Origin of the sequence: Aquibacillus rhizosphaerae (assembly GCF_030282825.1) — a bacterium.
In the GTDB taxonomy this organism is placed as follows: domain Bacteria; phylum Bacillota; class Bacilli; order Bacillales; family Amphibacillaceae; genus Aquibacillus_C; species Aquibacillus_C rhizosphaerae.
Genome location: NZ_JASTZU010000010.1, coordinates 1 through 20503, shown reverse-complemented (window position 1 = coordinate 20503; position 20503 = coordinate 1). Strand labels below are relative to the sequence as shown.

Sequence of the window (20503 nt, the reverse complement as noted above, 5' to 3'; positions counted from 1 at the left end):
TCTCCATAAAATGTGAGCTTGGTTGCTCATTACTTAACTAGCTTTTTTCTTACTTAACATACTGATTGTTTTGTTCAGTTTTCAAAGATCAATGTAACGCAGTCGTTTTTTTGACAGCTTATATAGCTTACCAAAATGAAATTGTTTTGTCAATAATTATTTTTATGTTTTTATGTTTTTTTTGCATTGCCACTTGTTTTAAGCGACTTATAATAATATAACATATTGAAAATATTAAAGCAATACTTTTTTATGTTTTTCATTCAACACAGAAATTACTCTTATTTATAAAGTAGAAAAGAGCTACCAAACGATAGCTCTTAACTAAAAACAAATATGTGTAAAGCTGTTAATGAAGCAAGACCAGGTATTCCTAAAAAACCTGCAATGACTGCAGTATAAATATTAATAGGTAGATGAAGGCCTATACTAGCTCCAAAAACATTAAAAAAGAATAAAAACAAAACACCGATTACTAATTTCACCGTACCTTGTGCTAAAAATCGCATTGGCTTTATTGGTGCACCAACAATTAAAAGCAAAGCAATCAAGACAACCATACTAGTGATCACTACTGTTGAGTCCACTTTACTTCCTCCCTTAACTTGTCCTTTTTAAAAACTATGAAAGTTAAAAGGGAAAAAGAACTTCTATCTACTATTATCTTAGTGCACTTATTTTCCTATGACGAGCTTCCCTTAAAAGAAAGAAATACTTTGCTTCTGCAATGGAGAGATCATATAATCCAATTTCACTCGGTTCAAAACTTCTTTCAATAATAGATTTTAAATTCATCCATTCATTTTTCAATTTAAATATATCGTCTAGTAGTTGCTTATCTACTTCATTCTTTTTTATCTTTTTACTAGATAGCAATCTTGTCACCCACTTTACTCCCACATTTAACGGTGTATAGATTTCCCGCAAACCTGAGTTAACTAATTTCCTAAAGAAACATAATCCAAATAAAAGCAAACTAAACGGCAATACCGACCAAACTTACCTCTATATTATAGTTCTCTTCTACCTTCCATCGCCTTAGATAGGGTTACTTCATCAGCATATTCCAAATCGCCACCCATCGGTAATCCATGAGCAATTCGAGTAATTCTTATTCCGGAAGGTTTCACTAAGCGAGAAATATACATCGCAGTCGCTTCTCCTTCAATATTCGGGTTAGTAGCTAAGATTAATTCTTTAACTTCCTCATCTTTTAGACGGTTCAGGAGACTAGGAACATTAATATCTTCAGGCCCGATACCATCCATAGGAGAAATAGCTCCATTAAGAACATGATACCTACCACTAAATTCTCTCATTTTTTCCATTGCAATTACATCCTTAGGATCTTGCACGACACAAATAAGTGAGCTATCTCTTGATTCATCCTGACAGATGGCACAAGGATCTTGATCTGTAATGTGACCACAAACAGAGCAATGTGTTAGCTCTCTTTTTGCATTTACTAATGCTTTAGCAAAATCTAACACATCATCTTCTTTCATATTCAAAACAAAAAAAGCCAGTCGTACGGCCGTTTTCGGCCCGATTCCTGGCAACTTTGTAAAGCTATCAATTAGCTTTGAAATCGGTTCTGGATAATACACGAAGCATTCCTCCTAGAACATTCCTCCAGGTAAATTCATACCTTTCGTAAATTGTCCCATTGTATCGTTTGTTTTTTCTTCTACTTGTTTTAGTACTTCATTTGTAGCTGCTAAGATTAAATCCTGTAGCATTTCTATATCATCTGGATCTACAACTTCTTCATTTATCTGGATATCAGTAATTTCTTTTTTACCATTGGCAATAACCTTAACCATACCGCCACCTGCAGTCGCCTCAAAGCTCAATTCTTGTAATTCTTCTTGAGCCTTCATCATATCCTTCTGCATTTTTTGCATTTGTTTCATCATCTTGTTCATGTTTCCACCACCACGCATGGAAATCCCTCCTTATTGTTTTTAAAGTTAATCTTTTATTTCTAGTAAGTCATCACCAACAAGTTTTCTTGCTTCTTCTACTAAAGGATCAACTTGAGGTGATTCATCCTGACCTAAACTATCTTGTTCTCGCTGTTTACTAACATAATCTTCTCGTATTTCTTGCCAATTCACTTCAGGAATCGGAATAATCGATAATTCTTTACCAAGCATTTCAGCTAATAGTAATTCTATCGTTTGTTTATGGTCTAAAGCAAGTGAACAGTGTATTTCATATTTAAATGCAAGGATTAATGCCTGTTCTGAAGCTGCTCTTGGTTTACTATTTTGAACCGTAGCATGTGCTGGCGCATTCTGCTTTTTTAAAGCATCCATGAAATTGGCCCATTGTGATTGCACTAGTTTTATTTCTGGTTTTGATGCATCTCCAAGCACTTGTCTTATACGTTCATAAGGAATTTTATAACTGTTTTTACTTTTAGATTGGGAACGTTTTGGTGTATTTGTATTTGTAGTTCCAGTTTGTTCAGCTGCTGGAGGGTTTTGTTTAAGAGATGTTACCTCTTTTTCTAAAACTTCTATTTTTCGTTTTAGGACATCCAATGCGTTATTATCAGCAGCATTACCTGGAGCTTTTTGATCAGTAATTCTTAAAATCGAAATCTCTATAAACACCTTTGGACTATTTGTCCATTTAATTTCCTGCTGACATTGGTTTAAATCCGCTATTGCTTGCTGTATCCAAATAGAATCTAAACTTTCCGCCAACTGTTTAAAAGCATCATTAACTAGCGCTCGTTCTAATATGTTCTCTAATTGTGGAGCAGTTTGATATAGTAATATATCACGTAAATAGTAAATTAAATCAAAAATGAACCTACCAGGATCTTTACCTGCTTGAATTAATTCATCTACCTGGAGTAATGCTTGTTGAACATCCTTTTCATGCATTGCTTGAATTACATTCATTAGTTTCTCTTGTGAAACGGATCCAGTGACAGCTAAGACATCATCGATTTCAACTTGATCTTCACTATAAGAGATTGCTTGATCTAATAAACTTAACGCATCACGCATACCACCTTCAGCTGATAAGGCTACAGCTTCCAATGCCTCACTTGTCACTGATATTTGCTCTGCTTCTACAATTTTTTGCATTCTTCCAACCATTGCCTTTTGTGAGATTCGCTTAAAATCAAATCGTTGACAACGTGATATAATCGTTAATGGAATTTTATGAGGTTCCGTAGTTGCTAAGATAAAAATTACGTGCTTTGGTGGTTCCTCTAACGTTTTTAATAACGCATTAAAGGCACCAATAGATAACATGTGTACCTCATCGATAATATATACTTTATATGTGACAGCGCTAGGAGCATATTTTACTTTATCTCGTATATCCCTAATTTGTTCAACACCATTGTTTGAAGCAGCATCAATTTCCATTACATCAGAAATAGAACCGTCTTGAATTCCTAAACAAGAAGGACATTGATTGCAAGGTTCTAATACAGGTGACTGTTCACAATTTATCGTTTTAGCGAAAATTTTTGCAGCACTTGTTTTCCCAGTACCACGAGGACCAGAAAATAAATAAGCATGTGAAAATTTTTCCTGCATTATCGCATTTTGTAATGTTCGAGTAATATGTGACTGCCCTACAACATCCGTAAAACCCTTAGGACGCCATACGCGATATAGTGCTTGATAGCTCATAATTCACGATCCTCTCTGCTAACTTCTCTACTATTATAACTGTCTTCTACGTCGATGTGAACTACAAAAAGAGACTGTATGTAAAATACCTCTTGCCGGTATAGACAAGAGGTAGTAAATGTACTATTATAAAGCCGTGCACCCAACTTCGATGAAACAACCCTAAGCGTTACTTAAGTTCATGGCTCGACTCAGGCTTCCCCGCGGCACACGAGAATGACCGCTTACTGCTGCTTCCTTCCGGACCTGACAGGATTCGCGGGTTCCCATTGCGCAGGACCCGAGTGTCAACACCAATCCCTTAAGGCAGACCCTAAAGTCATTCCACCTCGGTTGGGAATTCAACCTCGCTATAGCGGATTGCGAGTTCAGGGCACCGCTACCTCCCCGCCTAGCACGGCAAATACAAGTATAGCGACTTTTTCACTAAATTGCAATGGTTATTGATTGTTAATATTTTCTAACTACCAATTAACTTACTCTTTACTCTTTCGTTTTCCCCTTAAGTTTTTAAAAAAATTAGTGAGCAATTGACCACATTCTTGTTCAAGCACACCACTTTGAACTGTTGCGATATGATTAAAACGATTATCTTCTAACAAGTTCATTAAAGATCCTACACAACCAGCCTTTGAATCATAAGCACCAAAGACTACACGAGGAATTCTAGACTGTAAAATAGCCCCTGCACACATTGGACATGGCTCCAAGGTTACATATAATGTACAATCTTCTAATCGCCAACTGCCAATAATCTGATTGGCTTTATCAATAACAACTAACTCTGCGTGGGATGCAGTTGTTTGTAGTGATTCCCTTAAATTGAAACCTGTTGCTATTACTTTTTCATTATGAACAATAACTGCTCCAATCGGAACCTCTCCTAATTGTTCTGCTTTAAGGGCCTCTGCAATCGCTAACTCCATATAATATTGATCATCCATTTGTATCCCACTTTTCTATATCGAATCATTAATTCTTTATTAAATTTTATCAGAAGATTAGTCTAGCTCCAATAAAGTAACCCTTTCTAACTAAAAAAACTTCCAGAAATATATGATTCACCAACATACACCTTTCCTCATAGGCTACTAAAGGATAAATGTAATTTTGAGAGGAGGAATAAGTTTGCAAATTCATGTCGTACAACAAGGCGATTCATTATATTCTATTGCAAACACTTATGACACTACTTATAGTGCCATCAATACTGCTAATGAGCTCGATAACCCTAATCAATTGGTAGTTGGGCAATCATTAGTCATTCCAATTGTAGGTCAGTTTTATTTTGTTCAACCAGGAGAAAGTCTTTATACTATTGCACAACGCTTTAACATTTCATATCAGGAGTTGGCAAGAGTTAACAATATATCCCCTGATACAAATTTACAAGTAGGCTTTCGTTTATATATTCCTGAAACTCCCGAACCTACTATTGAAACAAATGCTTATGTCGAACCACTTGGAGGAAGTGTATCTGAAACATTAGAAAATGCAGCCAGGAAGCATGCACCAAATTTAACATACCTTGCCCCTTTTAGTTATCAAATAAATAGGGACGGTACGTTAATTAGTCCACCTCTAAACAACTTTGCAGCTATTGCAAATAACAACGATGCTGCACTTATGATGGTTGTTACAAATTTAGAAGAAGGGGAATTTAGTGACGAGTTAGGAAGTCTAATTGTAACCAACGAAACTGTTCAAAATACATTACTTGATAATATTATCTCAACAGCAAATGAGGTTGGTTTCGGCGATATACACTTTGACTTTGAGTTTTTACCACCAGAAAACCGTGAAAACTATAATGCATTTTTAAGAAAAGCGAAAGAACGGCTTTCAACAGAAGGTTTGCTAATGTCTACTGCACTTGCACCGAAAACTAGTGCTACTCAAGAAGGTGCATGGTATGAGGCACATGATTATGCAGCACATGGTGAAATAGCTGATTTTGTTGTATTAATGACATATGAATGGGGCTATAGTGGTGGACCTGCGATGGCAGTATCTCCTATTGGACCCGTAAGAGATGTCGTAGAATACGCATTAACTGAAATGCCTGCAAATAAAATAATGCTTGGACAAAATCTATACGGCTATGATTGGACTCTACCTTATGTTGCTGGTGGAAAATATGCAAAAGCTTTAAGTCCTCAACAAGCTATTATTTTAGCCAGAGATCAAAATGTTGCTATCGATTATGACCAAGAAGCACAGGCTCCATTCTACTTTTATACAGATAATGAAGGTAATAGACATGAAGTCTGGTTTGAGGATGCAAGATCAATCCAAGCAAAATATGATTTAATAAAAGAATTAAATTTAAGAGGAATTAGTTATTGGAAATTAGGTCTAGCATTTCCACAAAATTGGTTATTATTAGAAGATAATTTCACCATTCGCAAAAGAGGTTAACAAGAAGTCGAAGGAATCTCCTTCGACTTTTTTATTGTCCAAAAAATTACGTCAACTCCACCGCCTACCATCTCGAGTCCCTGAGTCTATCTCTAATGTGCAACGCCGAGGCTTGTCTTGATTGCCCTAAGTAGCATAAAGAACTGTACAGAGATCACAGAAACAAAGCTTTTTCTTGTTTCAAAGGCGCCTCTTCTTTTGTTTTCCAAATTTAAAAATTTGCAAGTATGTTTTTAGAGTAATTTTATCTTATTCGTTCAAACTATTCTTATGAGTTTTTAGAATAGGAGGAGTATAAAATGGATGTTGATTTACGTTTTATCTTTAATAGCTTCTTTTTAGTGTTTGCTGGTGTATTTTTATTAAGGATTGCAGGGAGAAAGTCTATATCGCAAATGACTTTAGCACAAACCGTAATCATGATTTCTATTGGTTCTATTATCATACAACCCATTATCGAAACGAGTGTAACAAGGACAATTATTGCTACAAGTATATTTATTTTCTCTTTGATTTTAATAGAGTGGTTACAGATAAAATTTAATTTTATTGAAAAGTTGATAACAGGAAAATCCAAGATTGTTATTCAGGATGGACAGATACAATTCGATCAACTGCGCAAACGCCGCTTAACTGTCGACCAATTAGAAATGTTTGTAAGGGAGAAAGGAATCAACAAAATATCAGATGTAAAAACCGCTACCTTAGAGCCTAACGGGAAATTAGGATACGAATTAAAAGAAGATGCCAGACCGCTAACTATTGGGGAATTTAAGAAAATGATTAATCCTAGCATGTTAAATCCTTCAGAACTACCTATTTATAAAAATAATGATCAGCAGAAAAGTAATGATCAAATCTTTGACGAAATTAAATATCAACATAAGAATAATCATCCTAATTATCTGCAATAACAGCTAAGGAAAGAAATATTTATAAATATTAGGATACAAAGGATGCAGTTAATTATCTGCTTCCTTCATTTGTCTAAGGGGGGCAAACAGCTTTTTCTTCATTATTTTAATGCAAGAATACTACGTTATATCCATTAAAATTTGTAATTCTTCTTTATTGTCTAAAACATCTTCTAATGTAAATTCATCTAATACTTGAAAAAAGGCTTGGATTGCTCTATTTACAACATGCCTTAATTCACAAGATGGGGTGATCACACACCGATTTGTATTACAATCAAAGCACTCCAATAATACGAAATCATTCTCCATCATTCTTACTACTCTGCCTATGTTTATATCTTCCGGTTCTTTTGCCAAAAACATTCCACCGTTTCTTCCTCGGGCGGTCTTAATCAACTCAAGTTTATTTAATTGATGTACTACTTTTCTAACATGTTCTGTCGAAATATTAAAAGTTTCCGATATCTCTTTTATACTTGATAGTTCTCCTTCTGGTTTAGAACCAGTATATATTAACACGCGTAGACCGTAGTCTGTGTATTTCTTTAATCTCATGCTGACTTCCCCCTTCTTACACTCAATTTTACAAGAGATGATGAAATAAGTCTTGCATTTTAGTTAACAAAATTGTCATGACTTATCAAGATAGGCTATTGATTTTATACTTAATATACTTTTACAATAAAGATGTATTTAAAATACATGTTTAGGGAGTGGTTTTATATGACCAACCAAGAGGCAACTATATTAGATAAAACAACCATTGATACAATTAAAGCAACAGTACCTGTTCTAGAGGTACATGGACAAGAAATCACCAAACGTTTCTACCAATTACTTTTTGAAAATTATCCAGAATTAAAAAATATTTTTAATCAAACAAATCAAAAGATGGGAAAACAATCACAGGCACTAGCTAATGCTGTCTATGCTGCCGCTGTAAACATCGACAAGTTAGAAGAGATTTTACCTACAGTTAAACAGATTGCACATAAACATGTGAGCTTAAATATCCAACCCGAACATTATCCTATTGTTGGAGAAAATTTATTATTAGCAATAAAAGAAGTGTTGGGTGATGCTGCTACACCTGAGATACTAGAAGCTTGGGAAAAGGCATATGGCGTTATTGCTGATGTTTTTATCGAGATTGAAGCTGATATGTATAAAGAAACCGAGATACAAACTGGTGGTTGGAGTGACTTTCGCGATTTTAAGGTAATAAAGAAAGAGCAAGAAAGTGATGTTATAACATCCTTTTATCTTAAGCCTGTAGATGGAGGTAATCTCCCAATTTACAACCCAGGTCAATATATAACAGTTAAAATTGAAAATCCTGATGCTCCATATCACTACTTACGTCAATACAGTTTGTCTTGTAAGCCAAACGGATCCTACTTTCGTATAAGTGTAAAACGAGAAGATGGAATTAATGGAAATCCTGATGGTGATGTTTCTACTTTTTTACATACAAGGATACAAGAAGGGGATATCTTACCAGTTAGTGCACCTGCTGGTGAATTCATCTTAAAAGCGGAAGAAAAACCGCTGGTACTAATCAGCGGTGGAGTTGGTATTACTCCCTTCATAAGCATGCTTGAGACAGTTGTTGCGGAACAACCGGAACGTAGTGTTTACTTTATTCATGCTGCACAAAATGGGGCAGTCCATAGTTTTAAAGAAACAATTCAATCACTATCGGAAGAAAATGCAAAAATTAATAGTTATGTTATCTATTCAAATCCAACTGCTGAAGACCTAAAAACAAAAAACTATCACAAAGTTGGGCTAATAGATTTGGATTGGCTACAATCTGTACTTCCTTCTAATGAGGCAGCATTTTATTTCTGCGGTCCGGATGGCTTTATGAAGACGGTCTACCAAGAACTTAAAAGATGGAACGTCATGCCACAAGATATTAATTTTGAATTTTTTGGCCCTTCAAAGAGTCTTGATTAATTTTCAAAAAATCCCAGAGCCTTGTAAGCTCTGGGATTTTTTTATCATTCTTCTAATGTTGATGTATCACCTGTTGGTAGACCAAGCTCCCATGATTTTAGTAAACGTCTCATAATTTTTCCACTACGAGTTTTAGGAATGGTATCTTTTATTTCGATTTCGCGAGGTGCAGCATGTGCACTAAGTCCCATCTTTACAAATTTACGTATTTCTTCTACTAATTCATCGGAAGAAGAATAGCCCTCATTGAGCGTAATAAATGCTTTTATGATTTCTCCACGCTCTGGGTCTGGCTTACCAATAACTCCTGCTTCGGCTACTGCGGGATGCTCGATTAGTTTACTTTCTACTTCAAATGGTCCAACCCGTTCACCTGATGTATTTATTACATCATCTAAACGACCCTGAAACCAGAAGTAACCATCCTCATCCATATATGCGCTATCACCGGATACATACCACCCATTAATAAAGTAACTTTCATATTTACCTGGATTTTTCCAAATAGCTCGCATCATTGATGGCCATCCTTGTTTAATTGCAAGGTTTCCCATTTGGTTTGGCGGCAGTTTGTTACCTTCATTATCGATAATTGCAGCTTCAACTCCTGGTATTGGCTTCCCCATTGAACCAGGTCTTATATCCATAACAGGATAGTTAACGATTAGCATCGCACCAGTTTCTGTCATCCACCACGTATCATGTATCCGTAATTTAAACGCATCAAGAGCCCATGTAATAACCTCTGGGTTTAAAGGTTCACCAACACTCATGATGTGTCGTAAGGAAGACATATCATATTGATTCACTACTTTCTCCCCTGCACTAACCAATTTACGCAAAGCTGTAGGAGCGGTGTACCAAACGCTAATTTTATTTTTATCAATTGTTCCATACCATGATTCTGGAGTAAAACGCCCACCACGAACTACATTAGTAATTCCGTGTAACCACGGGGCAAATATTCCGTAACTCGTACCTGTTACCCAGCCAGGGTCAGCAGTACACCAATATATATCATCATCTTTTAGATCTATCACCCAATCACCTGTTGCATAGTGCTGTATCATCGCATTATGAACGTGATAGACACCTTTAGGTTTACCTGTTGATCCAGAAGTATAATGAAGTAACATTCCATCTTCTAAGTCTACCCACTCCATAGAAAATTCTTCTGGAACGCTTTCCATTTCTTTAAAATAGTCAATATAATCTGTAGAAATATCTTTAGACTCTCCTACTAAAACAATCTTTTTCAAGTGAGGTAGTTCATGTTGTGGAACTCTTGGTAATAGTTCTGGAGTAGTAATTAACATCGTTGCTTCGCTGTCTTCAAGTCGATCACGAACCGCTTGTTCCATAAATGCTTCAAACAGTGGCCCTGCAATTGCGCCTATTTTTAATATTCCAAAGAAACTAGCATAAAACTCAGGGCTTCTTGGCATAAATAAAAATATACGATCTCCTTTTTTTACTTCGTGTTTTTTTAGCACATTGGCAAACTGATTACTCTTATTTTTTAATTGATTGAATGTCAACGATTCTTCCCGGTCAGGAGAAGAATAAATTAATGCAATTTTATCTTTTTTATCTGGATTTTCAGCATGCCGGTCTATTGCTTCATATGCAATATTAACCTTTCCAGTTTGATTCCAACTAAAGTTTTGTTTTACTTCATTCCAATCAAAATTTTGACGTTTCTTTTGATATTGTTTTAAATTGTGATTACCTTCTCTAGCTGGAATTGGCTGCATATCCATCAAATCACCTCATTTAAAATTTGTAAACGCTTGCAATTAACATTACTTTCTTCCTTCATTCTATGAAAGAAAGAATAAAGTATTAATTTTTTTACTTATTATACATTTTAGACTATTCAACCTAAAAACTAAAGAACTTTGTTCCATTATTACCCATATTGTTATTTATAAAGGCGGCGTATTACCACTCATCTGGTAAGAGATTTAAAAATCATAATTAAGTTACTTCAACTTCTATCAATTGTGCAGTTTAAAAGCAACAAATCTAAGGAAAGGTTATTATAGAATAATCTTTTTTATGATAACATCCTAGTTTCGAGATAAAAGGCTTGACGTATAAGATTTACTTATTTATACTTACTTACATAAAGTAACTTAATAATTATTAATAACAGAAAAATGGAGGTTTTTAAAATGGCAAAACAAACTTTTAAGGTGGACCCAACACACACTAGTGTTGATTTTTCGGTAAAACACATGATGGTATCAAAGGTGAAAGGGGCATTTCACGATTTTGATGTTAAATTTGTTGCTGATCCTGAGGATTTAACAACAGCTGAAATAGAATTTAATATCGGAGTTAAAAGTATTGATACACGTAATAGTCAACGTGATGAGCATCTTCGCTCGGCAGACTTCTTCGATGTTGAAAATCACCCTAACATAACTTTTAAATCAACAAAAGTAACAAAAACTGGGGATAACTCATATGAAGTTACTGGTGATGTTACACTTGCCGGAAAGTCTAAAACTGAAACATTTAATGTGAATTTTGAAGGTCAAGGTCAAGATCCTTGGGGTAACCAAGTATTTGGTTTTAGTGCTGATGGCGTAATCAAACGAAGTGATTACGGTATTACTTATAATGCTGCACTAGAAACAGGCGGCGTGCTTATCGGTGACGATATCAAATTTACAATTGAAATGGAAGCTATGCTAGAAGCATAAGCTTACGAATAACCGCAACAGGCATAATACCCTGTTGCGGTTATTTTTTTGTTTGAATATATGATGTGATTCCACTATATTATCCCTACTTAAATTATTTTTCATAAAAATCCACTTCTTACAAAGACTATCTCTTATAATATATCTATTTTTTAGGGGATGAGGCTGTGTTTAACCTTTTTAAAAAAACAAAGCAACATTCATCAGAGGAAAAAGAGAACTTCCAGATACAAAAAAGTTTAAAAGAAAATTCAAAACACGTAAAACAACTCTTTTCCTATGGGTTAAATAAAGACTTTTCATCTAGAGAACTCACTGCAAAATACAATCAAACAAATATGTGCTTATTTTATTACTCTTCCATCGTTAATGGCGATAAGATATACGAAGCAATTTTACGACCTTTATTAGAAGCAGAAGGACAAGAGTTAAAGAATATTATTACGGTTGAAAGTGTAACAGAGCTAGAAAATTTTGAGGAAGTAATTGAACACATTAATAGTGGAAAAGCGGTCTTATTTCAAGAAGGAGTCAACAAAGGATACTCTATCGATGTAGCTCAATTTCAGTTTCGTAGTATTGGAAAGGCAGAAAATGAAAGTGTCATAAAAGGGCCACACGAAGCCTTTACTGAATCACTCAACGTTAACATCTCTCTAATCAGAAAAAGAATGCATGACAAACAGCTTATAACCGAGTCCAAACAACTAGGTAAACGATCTAAAACAGAGGTTAACTACCTATATGTTAGTGATCTAGTTAATGATGACATATTAGATAATCTAAAAGAAAGATTAGAAAATATTGATGTTGATAATCTAAGAAATGTAGAAATATTAGAGCAATTTATCGAGGAACGTCCATATTCTATCTTCCCTTCAATTCTTTATACAGAGCGTCCTGATAAAGCAACTTCTTTTTTAGAGGACGGTTATATTATTATTTTAATGGAAAACTCCTCTGCATGTTTAATTGTCCCTGTCACTTTTTGGTCTTTTTTCCATTCGCAAGAAGATAGATACTTGCGATTTCTATATGGAAATTTCACAAGGGCTGTTCGTATGTTTGCTTTTTACTTAACTACAATGATTTCTGCAACCTATGTTGGGATTACTAACTTTCACAGTGAAATGTTACCACCAGACTTGCTCTTAGCAATCACTGCGTCAAGAGAAAGAGTTCCTTTTCCATTAATCTTTGAAGTGATTATTATGGAAGTTGCCTTTGAATTGATTCGCGAAGCTGGAATTCGAATTCCTAGTCCCCTAGGACCTACACTTGGAATTGTCGGTGCATTAATACTAGGACAAGCAGCAGTCGAAGCAAACATTATTAGTCCTATTATTGTTATCGTAGCTGCTGTTTCTGGGCTTACTTCCTTCGCAATCGCTGATGTTAGTATTAATTTCACTGTTCGTATTACACGTTTTATTTTTATTGGGGCAGCGGGAACCTTTGGTATGTTCGGTTTAGCTGCAGCTTTTTTAGTCTGGTTTATGTATGCTGCTTCTATAAAATCATTTGGTGTACCTTTCTTTTCTCCACTTGCACCACATTTCAAATCAACTGGTGATACGATATTCCGGAAAATAGCGAAAAAGGAATTCTTTAGACCTGGAAATATTCGTCCAAAAGATTTAAGAAAAAAAGGAAAAACAAACACGAAATAGGTGGGCTAAAATGAAAGATTATAAAACCTTAACGACTCGAGACATGTTTGCATTAGTAACTTTACTGATTGGAATTAAATTTGCAGATACAACGCCTGCCCTATTAGCACAAAAAGGGCAGAATGGGTTTTGGTTAATTCCTATTGTCTCCTTTATAGTCGTTATTCCATCTTTTCTGTTACTCATTTATTTATTAAAAAAATACAAAGACAAAAACTTAGTAGAGTTATTAGAAACCATACTAGGCACCTTTAGTGGTAAGCTGCTAGGATTGATTATTTTTTTACTTGCTTATAGCACATTAATATTTGATAGCAGAAATTATGTGGAACAAATCAAGTTACTCTATTACCCTCAATCACCTACACTTATTATTTTTGGATTATTTATGTTAGTTGCTTTTTTTTGTGCTAAAAGAGGCTTTGAGGTAATCGGATTTACTTCTTGGATTGGGCTGCCATTAATTAAATTTGCTGTCTTTTTATTGGCCCTATTAGTTTTAAGAGAGGCTGTTTGGAATCGGATATTTCCTCTATTTGGTTCAGGATTGAATATTATTACAATGGAAGGTGTAAAAAATTCCTCTATTTTCATGGAGTTCTTTTTATTAACGATAGCTTATACATCTTTTAAGGATACAAAATTTTTTAGAAGAGGTAGTTATTTAGGTAGTGCCTTTGTTGTTGTTGAAATTGTTTTATTTTTTCTTTTGTACACCATTGTTTTTGATTATAATTCGATTGGAAAAATTGCCTTTCCTTTTCACGAGATTACTCAATATATTAATTTTGGTGACTATTTTACGAACATAGAGACGTTCTTTATGGTTTTCTGGCTTTTTGGAGCATTTATGCGATTCATCATATTCCTTTACTTAATAACATGGATATTCGGTACCGTGTTTAATATAAATGAATTTGAACCTTTGTTACTACCCTTTGCATTTTTTACAGTCATGATTGGAATGCTTCCTGAAAACTCAATCATAAATGAAATGGTCATACGAGATGTACTACTTGATGTAATGACACCATTATTTGTCCTATTTCCTTTTTTATTATGGTTCATTGCACTTTGTAAAGGAGACTTAAAGAAATGACAGTCAAGAAAATACGATTACTATTATCCCTATTTCTTTTGTTTCTACTAGTGGGGTGCTATGACAAAATTGAATTAGAACAACAATCATATGCTGTAGCACTAGGTGTCGATCAAACGGACGAAAAAGGTGTCTACCGATTTACTTTTCAAATTACTAACCCTGAAGTAGGTTATTCCGCTGGAGGTGGGAGTGCTGATGAACCACCTAATGAAACAGTGACAACGACAGGGAGTGACATTTTAACGGCAATGAGTACAGTAAATTCCTTTGTTTCTAAACGGATGACGTTAGATCATACGAAAGTAATTGTTATTTCCGAAGAACTTGCACGATCTGGTGATTTTATTCAAATTATTCAATCTGCATCACGTACAACGCAAATTCGCCGTGCTGTTCAAATTGTCGTATCGAAAGAGAAAGCTGCAGATTTCCTAAATAATATTAAGCCAAAGATGGAAGCGAGAACACATAAATATTTCCAATATATGATTACACGAGCGAAACAAACTGGCATTATACCTGACGCCGATATACATCGTTTCTTTCAAATAACAGAAGGAGATGCTGACCTTTTCTTAGCTATTTATGCTACGAATGAAAAAAGTGAACCAAAAGAAGATGGGAATGAAGATGAATTTATTGCTGGTGAAATCCCCCATGAAGGTGGTAGTGAAACACAATTTATGGGATCAGCGGTTTTTAAGGAGGGTAAAATGATCGATGTATTAGATGGACAGGCCACACGACTATCACACGTACTAGATTACACACTTGATATGGATGAACTCCTTTCTACATATCCGGATCCTATCAAACACGAATACCGAATTTCTGCTGATTATATACAAAAGACAGCAGCCGAAGTTAAAATTGATTATCAAAAAAATAAAAAAACAAAAATCGATGTGACGGTGCCTTTTCAAATTGAAGTGTTGGCTATTCCTAGTTTAGTCGATTATGCTCAAAACATAGAATACCAAGAGATGTTAAAGCAATCTATCGAAGAAGATTTAGAGAAAAAAGCGGATGATTTAATAAAAAAAACACAAGAAGAATATAGTTCCGAGCCATTTTATTGGTCGTTATTCATTCGAAATGAATTTAAAGATGTACCAGCATATGAAGAAGCTGATTGGAACAAAAAGATATATCCAAATGCAGATATTACAATTAATTTTGATTTGGAACGATTGGGATTTGGTAAAATGCTTAATGACACAAATCTATCCGAAGTGAGGGATTAAGATGCAGTTACTTTTGTTCCTTGGTATTTCTACTTACGTTGCTTTTTATTGTCTTTCCTATGCTAGAATACAATTCAAAAATGATAACAAGCTTGGCGGAATTGCAATCTTAATGCTAATTCCCCTTGCATTGGCATCGCCTGTTACTTACTTTTTAATAAGATAATATTAAAAGGTGCAAAGCTGCCTAAAAAGAAAAGAGCAAAGAGTAGTTTACTCCTTGCTCTTTCTTTCTATATAGTGGCCCCAGCAGGATTCGAACCTGCGACGCATAGTTTAGGAAACTAACGCTCTATCCCCTGAGCTATGGAGCCAAATCAACATTATTTATTGGTCATGTTTTTTTATTATACAAGACAGCGAACCATTTTTAAAGTAAGATTAACTATAATGTAAATAATTTTTTATTATTAAAGTTAGTTCTTGGTCAATTCATTGGACTTTTAGTGGAATTAATAAGCCCACTCAAGAAGACTCACCATACATGAACTGAACCTATTATTAAAAGAAAAACTTCTTCTAAAGGTTTTTCTTTTTTTCTTACAATTTAAAAATAATTTGTTAAATTGTGGTGGGACTGTCCGTAGGTATCATGATATGATAAAATAATGATTGTCTGTCTAAAAGATAGATTTTTGTTGGATTTTGACTTATTGATCGGAGGGGAATATATGAGTCAATTACCTTTTATCGCTGTTGAAGGACCGATTGGGGTTGGAAAAACATCGTTATCTAATAAGTTAGCTTCTCATTTTGAACTTCATTTATTAAAGGAAATCGTTGAGGAAAATCCTTTCTTAGGCAAATTTTATGATGATATTGAAGAGTGGAGCTTCCAAACTGAAATGTTCTTCCTATGTAATCGATATAAACAGTTAGAAGATATAGATAATAAATACTTATCACAAGGTAAATCAGTTATAGCTGATTATCATATATCAAAAAATATGATATTTGCCAAACGAACCTTACATGATAAACAATTCCATAAGTACGCAAAAATATACGATATTCTAACTATTGATATGCCAAAACCAAATATGATGATTTATTTAGATGCTAGTTTGGACACGCTATTAGCACGAATACAAATGCGTGGTCGTGAGTTAGAAAAAAATATACAACCTGCTTATTTGGAGCAACTATCCCAAGATTACAATGATTTTATGAATACATTTGAAAAAATGAATCCAGATATACCAGTCATCCGTATTGATGGTGATCAAACTGACTTTATTAAGCATCAGGATGATTTAACTGCGATTATTAATCAAGTCGAGGATTATCTAAAAAAAGGGGAAGTTATGCAATGAACTTAAGAGACAAATACCAAATACCACATGACAGTGTAATTACAATTGCAGGCACTGTAGGCGTTGGAAAATCAACGATGACTAATGCGTTGGCGGACGCATTAAATTTCCGTACCTCTCTAGAAAAAGTAGACACAAATCCTTATCTTGATAAATTTTATGCTGACTTTGAGCGTTGGAGCTTTCACCTTCAAGTTTATTTTCTAGCAGAACGTTTCAAAGAACAAAAACGGATTTTTGAATATGGTGGAGGATTCATCCAAGATAGATCAATTTATGAAGATACAGGTATTTTTGCAAAAATGCATCATGAAAAAGGAACAATGACTCCTGTAGATTACGAAACTTACAGAAGTCTATTTGATGCAATGGTAATGACACCGTATTTTCCACACCCAGACTTACTTATATATTTAGAAGGGACATTTGATGACGTTGTAGATAGAATAAAAAAACGTGGTAGACCAATGGAACAACAAACGCCGTTAAGCTATTGGGAAGAAATGCACCATCGCTATGAAAACTGGATTAATAGTTTTAATTCATGTCCAATCCTTCGTATCAATATAGCTGATTATGATTTAGTAAATGATAATACATCGATTGAACCTGTATTAGAAAAAATTGGCCATTTTATTCAGCAATCTCGGAAATGGGAGACAAGACAGTTAACGAAACAATAAAAAATAGGGCTGGGGCAAAACCCAGTAATTAAATAGAGTAACAACAGAATATGAAAATAATGAAAAAGGTTCCGACCATCATAGATCGATGATGGTCGGAACCTTTTTCATTATTTTTGGCTAGTTATGTCCCAGCTTAAATCAATGGTAACTCAATATGCTGGTGTAGGTGTTGTACAACCTTAACATGCACATAGTTGCAAGAGAGTGTAATATTATATGCATCACGTTTTATATCGAATAACAATGCTAATCCTCCTTTATCTTTAAAATCAAACTAAAAATGTTCAATAACCTATAAAAGTATAGAAATGACACACACCGCTAAAGAAAACGCGAAATATGTCGATAAATGTACTGTAGATTAAAATATATTAAATGGGGGCGAACATCTTGCATAAGCATCTTAAGAATGCCGATAAAGTGAGTACGATTATTATTGATTTGATTGTTCTTTTAACAATGACCGTGGCAATTACTAAATTGGGTGTTGCAGAGGGGTTTAAAGCTGCAATTCCTGTTATTATTGTAGGGGTATTTGTTTCAGCGTTTTATTTCATTAAGCTCAACAGCTATATAAAAGGAGTCTGTTATGCTCTTCTGATTACTTTGGTTGGCTTAAATAACTTTTTTACACCAGGGATGGAATTTAATGCTGTTTACGGCATTCTTCTTTCTCTTGCAGTTGTGTCTATGTACTTTAATAAAAAGATGGTACTATCACACGGAATTTTAATTAATATTGTTGTTATCACAGTGTATATCATAAATCCACAAGCAGTATTAGGTGATCAAACACGTTTTAGCTTATTCCTGCTCGTACTCATTAACTTAAATGCAATCATTGCTTGTCTATACTTTCTAAATAAGTGGGGGGCTGACCTTATCAAGAATTCCCAAGACAAAGCAAACGAAGCTATCAGTCTAGTAGATGTAATTAATAGTACTCTACATAAAGTTAAAGACGGATCAAAGGTGCTTAATGATAGTATTCAAGTATTTACAAAAAACATGGATTCAAATATGCAAACAACGGAAAATGTTAATAGCACTGTTCATGACATGGCAAAAGGTATCCAGCACCAAGCAGAAAGTATTAGTATTATAAACAATAGTATGAACGACATTTCGCACCAGATGGAAGAAACCAAGAAAGCATCAAATGATGTATCAGGTAACACAAACCAGATGATGGAAAAGGTTAAAGGTGGTACTGAAAAGGTACAGCAAATGGGTAACCAAATGAATACAATCAATGATGCAGTAGGTACTTCTTTAACAATTGTTAACCAGCTTCAAAGCAAAACAAATGATATTGTCAGAAGTCTTAATTCCATCAATGAAATTGCAGAGCAAACAAATCTACTTGCACTAAATGCATCGATAGAAGCTGCACGAGCAGGTGAACACGGAAAAGGATTTGCAATCGTAGCGGACGAAGTAAGAAAGCTTGCAGAAGGAAGCTCGAGTATCGTAAACGAAATTAACACGATTATTGATGAACTTTCTGCACAAACAGAAGATGCTTTAAAATCTGTCAATCAAGGAGATACAGCCTTAAAATCAGGGAATGAAATATTAGAAGAAGTACAAACGTATTTCAATGATTTTACAGAAGGCTTTCAAAAAACGAATCAATCCGTTACTACCGAAACCGAATTGATTGAAAAAGTTTCTGCTAACATTAGATCTATCCAGGAACAAATAGAAAATGTCTCTAGTATCTCTGAGCAACAGGCAGCATCTACTGAAGAAGTAGCTGCGACAATGGAAAATTTAATACAAGATGTCTCATCTACTAGCGGTACAATAAATAAAATTAATTCACTGAGCAATGAATTAGAGGAAATATCTAAAAGCCAAGAAAAACATTGAAGAAAATAGCGTCATACAAATATATAAAGAGGCTGGGACAAAACCCAGTAATTAAAAAGAGTGGTACTCATTGAACTGACATAGCGATATGAGACACATATAAAACACCTATTTTAGGCTGCCACGACGCCAAATTCTTTTGGCGTAAGGTAGCCTAATTTTTCTTGAATTCTTTCCTCATTATAATGTTTAATGTATTCATCCACTTTCTCAACAACAGTAAAGTTGGATAAAGAATTGAATTTAATATACTGAAATTCCTCTGACTTTAAACTAGAATGAAAGGATTCAATTACGGCATTATCCCAACAATTTCCTCGTCTTGACATACTGCTGACAAAATGGTTTTTCTTCGCGTTATTCTGATAGGCATACGATGTATAAACACTCCCCTGGTCTGAATGAAGAATGACACCTTCTGGATTATGACGATTGATTAATGCCTCTTCGAGTGTATCAATCACCAGCGGCGTCTGTTGATGGTTATACAGCTTATATGCAATGATTTCATTACTATACAAGTCCATAATGGATGAAAGATATAAGGTTTCGCTCCCATATTGAATATACGTAATATCCGTTACCCATTTCTCATTTGGTTTAGAAGCAGTAAAGTCACGTTGTAGAATATTCGGTGCAATTACTTCTGATTCCCCTTGTGATTTCCATCTTCGCTTTGGTTTCACTCTACACTGTACATTGTGTTTTTGCATGATTTTCTGTACTGTATTTCGGTGTAATTCAATATTATGATCACGCTTCAACAACTTTTTAATCTTACGGTGACCACAACGATATTTGTATTTTTTGCATAGTTCTATAATGATATCTTCATGTGGATTCCGATAGGTGATTCCACTATTCATCCAACGATAGAATGTAGAACGTGGCACTTCTAGGGCAGACAAAATAGAAGTGATTGTGTACTTCCCCTTGAATTGTTCAACCAATTGAA

20 protein-coding genes, 1 tRNA gene and 1 other RNA gene are annotated in these 20503 nt (G+C 34.6%); 11 read left to right on the top strand and 11 right to left on the bottom strand.

Annotated features, from left to right (window positions below; translation table 11 throughout):
• Positions 1-320 precede the first annotated feature (320 nt).
• The 7 genes from QQS35_RS01520 to tadA form a co-directional block, all read right to left on the bottom strand.
• A complete protein-coding gene (locus QQS35_RS01520) occupies positions 321-587 on the bottom strand; it encodes a pro-sigmaK processing inhibitor BofA family protein (protein ID WP_285929981.1) in 267 nt (88 codons plus the stop codon).
• 73 nt (positions 588-660) lie between these two features.
• Positions 661-885 (bottom strand): YaaL family protein, encoded by a 225-nt coding sequence (locus QQS35_RS01515; protein ID WP_407933932.1) that lies wholly within the window; start codon positions 883-885, stop codon positions 661-663.
• A 125-nt stretch (positions 886-1010) separates the two neighbouring features.
• A complete protein-coding gene (recR, locus tag QQS35_RS01510) occupies positions 1011-1607 on the bottom strand; it encodes a recombination mediator RecR (RefSeq protein ID WP_285929979.1) in 597 nt (198 codons plus the stop codon).
• A 12-nt stretch (positions 1608-1619) separates the two neighbouring features.
• Complete coding sequence (locus QQS35_RS01505; protein ID WP_285929977.1) at positions 1620-1943, bottom strand: YbaB/EbfC family nucleoid-associated protein; 324 nt, start codon at positions 1941-1943, stop codon at positions 1620-1622.
• A gap of 27 nt (positions 1944-1970) precedes the next feature.
• Positions 1971-3659, bottom strand: a complete 1689-nt coding sequence (dnaX, locus tag QQS35_RS01500; RefSeq protein WP_285929975.1) for a DNA polymerase III subunit gamma/tau — start codon at positions 3657-3659, stop codon at positions 1971-1973.
• Between the two features lie 134 nt (positions 3660-3793).
• Positions 3794-4059: signal recognition particle sRNA large type (gene ffs, locus QQS35_RS01495), an RNA gene on the bottom strand.
• Positions 4060-4135: 76 nt separating this feature from the next.
• The gene (tadA, locus tag QQS35_RS01490) at positions 4136-4603 is read right to left on the bottom strand and encodes a tRNA adenosine(34) deaminase TadA (RefSeq protein WP_285929973.1); all 468 of its coding nucleotides are present in this window, start codon (positions 4601-4603) and stop codon (positions 4136-4138) included.
• Positions 4604-4787: 184 nt separating this feature from the next.
• Between tadA and QQS35_RS01485 the strand changes: the two genes are divergently transcribed.
• Positions 4788-6077, top strand: coding sequence for a glycoside hydrolase family 18 protein (locus QQS35_RS01485; RefSeq protein ID WP_285929971.1), 1290 nt, complete (start codon positions 4788-4790; stop codon positions 6075-6077).
• 299 nt (positions 6078-6376) lie between these two features.
• Positions 6377-6991, top strand: coding sequence for a DUF421 domain-containing protein (locus QQS35_RS01480; protein ID WP_285929969.1), 615 nt, complete (start codon positions 6377-6379; stop codon positions 6989-6991).
• A gap of 120 nt (positions 6992-7111) precedes the next feature.
• On the opposite strand, the gene QQS35_RS01475 is transcribed toward QQS35_RS01480, so the two are convergent.
• Positions 7112-7549, bottom strand: a complete 438-nt coding sequence (locus QQS35_RS01475) for an Rrf2 family transcriptional regulator (protein WP_285929967.1) — start codon at positions 7547-7549, stop codon at positions 7112-7114.
• A 189-nt stretch (positions 7550-7738) separates the two neighbouring features.
• On the opposite strand from QQS35_RS01475, the gene hmpA reads away from it, so the two are divergent.
• A complete protein-coding gene (gene hmpA, locus QQS35_RS01470; RefSeq protein ID WP_285929983.1) occupies positions 7739-8953 on the top strand; it encodes an NO-inducible flavohemoprotein in 1215 nt (404 codons plus the stop codon).
• A gap of 44 nt (positions 8954-8997) precedes the next feature.
• Here hmpA and acsA read toward each other — a convergent pair whose 3' ends face one another.
• Positions 8998-10713 (bottom strand): acetate--CoA ligase, encoded by a 1716-nt coding sequence (gene acsA / locus QQS35_RS01465; RefSeq protein ID WP_285929965.1) that lies wholly within the window; start codon positions 10711-10713, stop codon positions 8998-9000.
• 414 nt (positions 10714-11127) lie between these two features.
• On the opposite strand from acsA, the gene QQS35_RS01460 reads away from it, so the two are divergent.
• The 5 genes from QQS35_RS01460 (at position 11128) to QQS35_RS01440 (ending at position 15843) form a co-directional block, all read left to right on the top strand.
• The gene (locus QQS35_RS01460; RefSeq protein ID WP_285929962.1) at positions 11128-11661 is read left to right on the top strand and encodes a YceI family protein; all 534 of its coding nucleotides are present in this window, start codon (positions 11128-11130) and stop codon (positions 11659-11661) included.
• A 167-nt stretch (positions 11662-11828) separates the two neighbouring features.
• Entirely contained in the window at positions 11829-13331 is a 1503-nt protein-coding gene (locus QQS35_RS01455; protein ID WP_285929960.1) for a spore germination protein, read from the top strand.
• Between the two features lie 10 nt (positions 13332-13341).
• Positions 13342-14430 carry a GerAB/ArcD/ProY family transporter gene (locus QQS35_RS01450; protein ID WP_285929958.1) on the top strand — a complete coding sequence of 363 codons (1089 nt, stop codon included), beginning with the start codon at positions 13342-13344 and terminating at the stop codon, positions 14428-14430.
• The gene (locus tag QQS35_RS01445; RefSeq protein WP_285929956.1) at positions 14427-15677 is read left to right on the top strand and encodes a Ger(x)C family spore germination protein; all 1251 of its coding nucleotides are present in this window, start codon (positions 14427-14429) and stop codon (positions 15675-15677) included. Before QQS35_RS01450 ends, QQS35_RS01445 begins: the two co-directional genes overlap by 4 nt.
• A 1-nt stretch (position 15678) precedes the next feature.
• Positions 15679-15843, top strand: coding sequence for a hypothetical protein (locus QQS35_RS01440; RefSeq protein ID WP_285929954.1), 165 nt, complete (start codon positions 15679-15681; stop codon positions 15841-15843).
• 75 nt (positions 15844-15918) lie between these two features.
• Here QQS35_RS01440 and QQS35_RS01435 read toward each other — a convergent pair.
• Positions 15919-15991 (bottom strand) — tRNA-Arg (locus QQS35_RS01435).
• Between the two features lie 357 nt (positions 15992-16348).
• On the opposite strand from QQS35_RS01435, the gene QQS35_RS01430 reads away from it, so the two are divergent.
• The 3 genes from QQS35_RS01430 to QQS35_RS01420 all read left to right on the top strand — a co-directional run bounded on the left by QQS35_RS01430 (position 16349) and on the right by QQS35_RS01420 (position 19548).
• Positions 16349-16990, top strand: a complete 642-nt coding sequence (locus QQS35_RS01430) for a deoxynucleoside kinase (protein ID WP_285929952.1) — start codon at positions 16349-16351, stop codon at positions 16988-16990.
• Positions 16987-17673, top strand: a complete 687-nt coding sequence (locus tag QQS35_RS01425; RefSeq protein ID WP_285929950.1) for a deoxynucleoside kinase — start codon at positions 16987-16989, stop codon at positions 17671-17673. The genes QQS35_RS01430 and QQS35_RS01425 overlap by 4 nt, the downstream gene beginning before the upstream one ends.
• A gap of 393 nt (positions 17674-18066) precedes the next feature.
• A complete protein-coding gene (locus QQS35_RS01420) occupies positions 18067-19548 on the top strand; it encodes a methyl-accepting chemotaxis protein (protein WP_285929949.1) in 1482 nt (493 codons plus the stop codon).
• A gap of 113 nt (positions 19549-19661) precedes the next feature.
• On the opposite strand, the gene QQS35_RS01415 is transcribed toward QQS35_RS01420, so the two are convergent.
• Positions 19662-20503: IS3 family transposase (locus QQS35_RS01415; RefSeq protein ID WP_285929948.1), on the bottom strand; the 842-nt coding region annotated here is incomplete at its 5' end.

What these genes read in the sequence shown, in the direction of transcription:
- tadA (WP_285929973.1), bottom strand. Translation starts at nt 4,603, where the DNA reads ATGGATGATCAATATTATATGGAGTTAGCGATTGCAGAGGCCCTTAAA.
- dnaX (WP_285929975.1), bottom strand. Translation starts at nt 3,659, where the DNA reads ATGAGCTATCAAGCACTATATCGCGTATGGCGTCCTAAGGGTTTTACG.
- acsA (WP_285929965.1), bottom strand. Translation starts at nt 10,713, where the DNA reads ATGGATATGCAGCCAATTCCAGCTAGAGAAGGTAATCACAATTTAAAA.
- QQS35_RS01450 (WP_285929958.1), top strand. Translation starts at nt 13,342, where the DNA reads ATGAAAGATTATAAAACCTTAACGACTCGAGACATGTTTGCATTAGTA.
- QQS35_RS01425 (WP_285929950.1), top strand. Translation starts at nt 16,987, where the DNA reads ATGAACTTAAGAGACAAATACCAAATACCACATGACAGTGTAATTACA.
- QQS35_RS01480 (WP_285929969.1), top strand. Translation starts at nt 6,377, where the DNA reads ATGGATGTTGATTTACGTTTTATCTTTAATAGCTTCTTTTTAGTGTTT.
- QQS35_RS01445 (WP_285929956.1), top strand. Translation starts at nt 14,427, where the DNA reads ATGACAGTCAAGAAAATACGATTACTATTATCCCTATTTCTTTTGTTT.
- QQS35_RS01475 (WP_285929967.1), bottom strand. Translation starts at nt 7,549, where the DNA reads ATGAGATTAAAGAAATACACAGACTACGGTCTACGCGTGTTAATATAT.
- QQS35_RS01460 (WP_285929962.1), top strand. Translation starts at nt 11,128, where the DNA reads ATGGCAAAACAAACTTTTAAGGTGGACCCAACACACACTAGTGTTGAT.
- QQS35_RS01505 (WP_285929977.1), bottom strand. Translation starts at nt 1,943, where the DNA reads ATGCGTGGTGGTGGAAACATGAACAAGATGATGAAACAAATGCAAAAA.
- QQS35_RS01430 (WP_285929952.1), top strand. Translation starts at nt 16,349, where the DNA reads ATGAGTCAATTACCTTTTATCGCTGTTGAAGGACCGATTGGGGTTGGA.
- QQS35_RS01440 (WP_285929954.1), top strand. Translation starts at nt 15,679, where the DNA reads ATGCAGTTACTTTTGTTCCTTGGTATTTCTACTTACGTTGCTTTTTAT.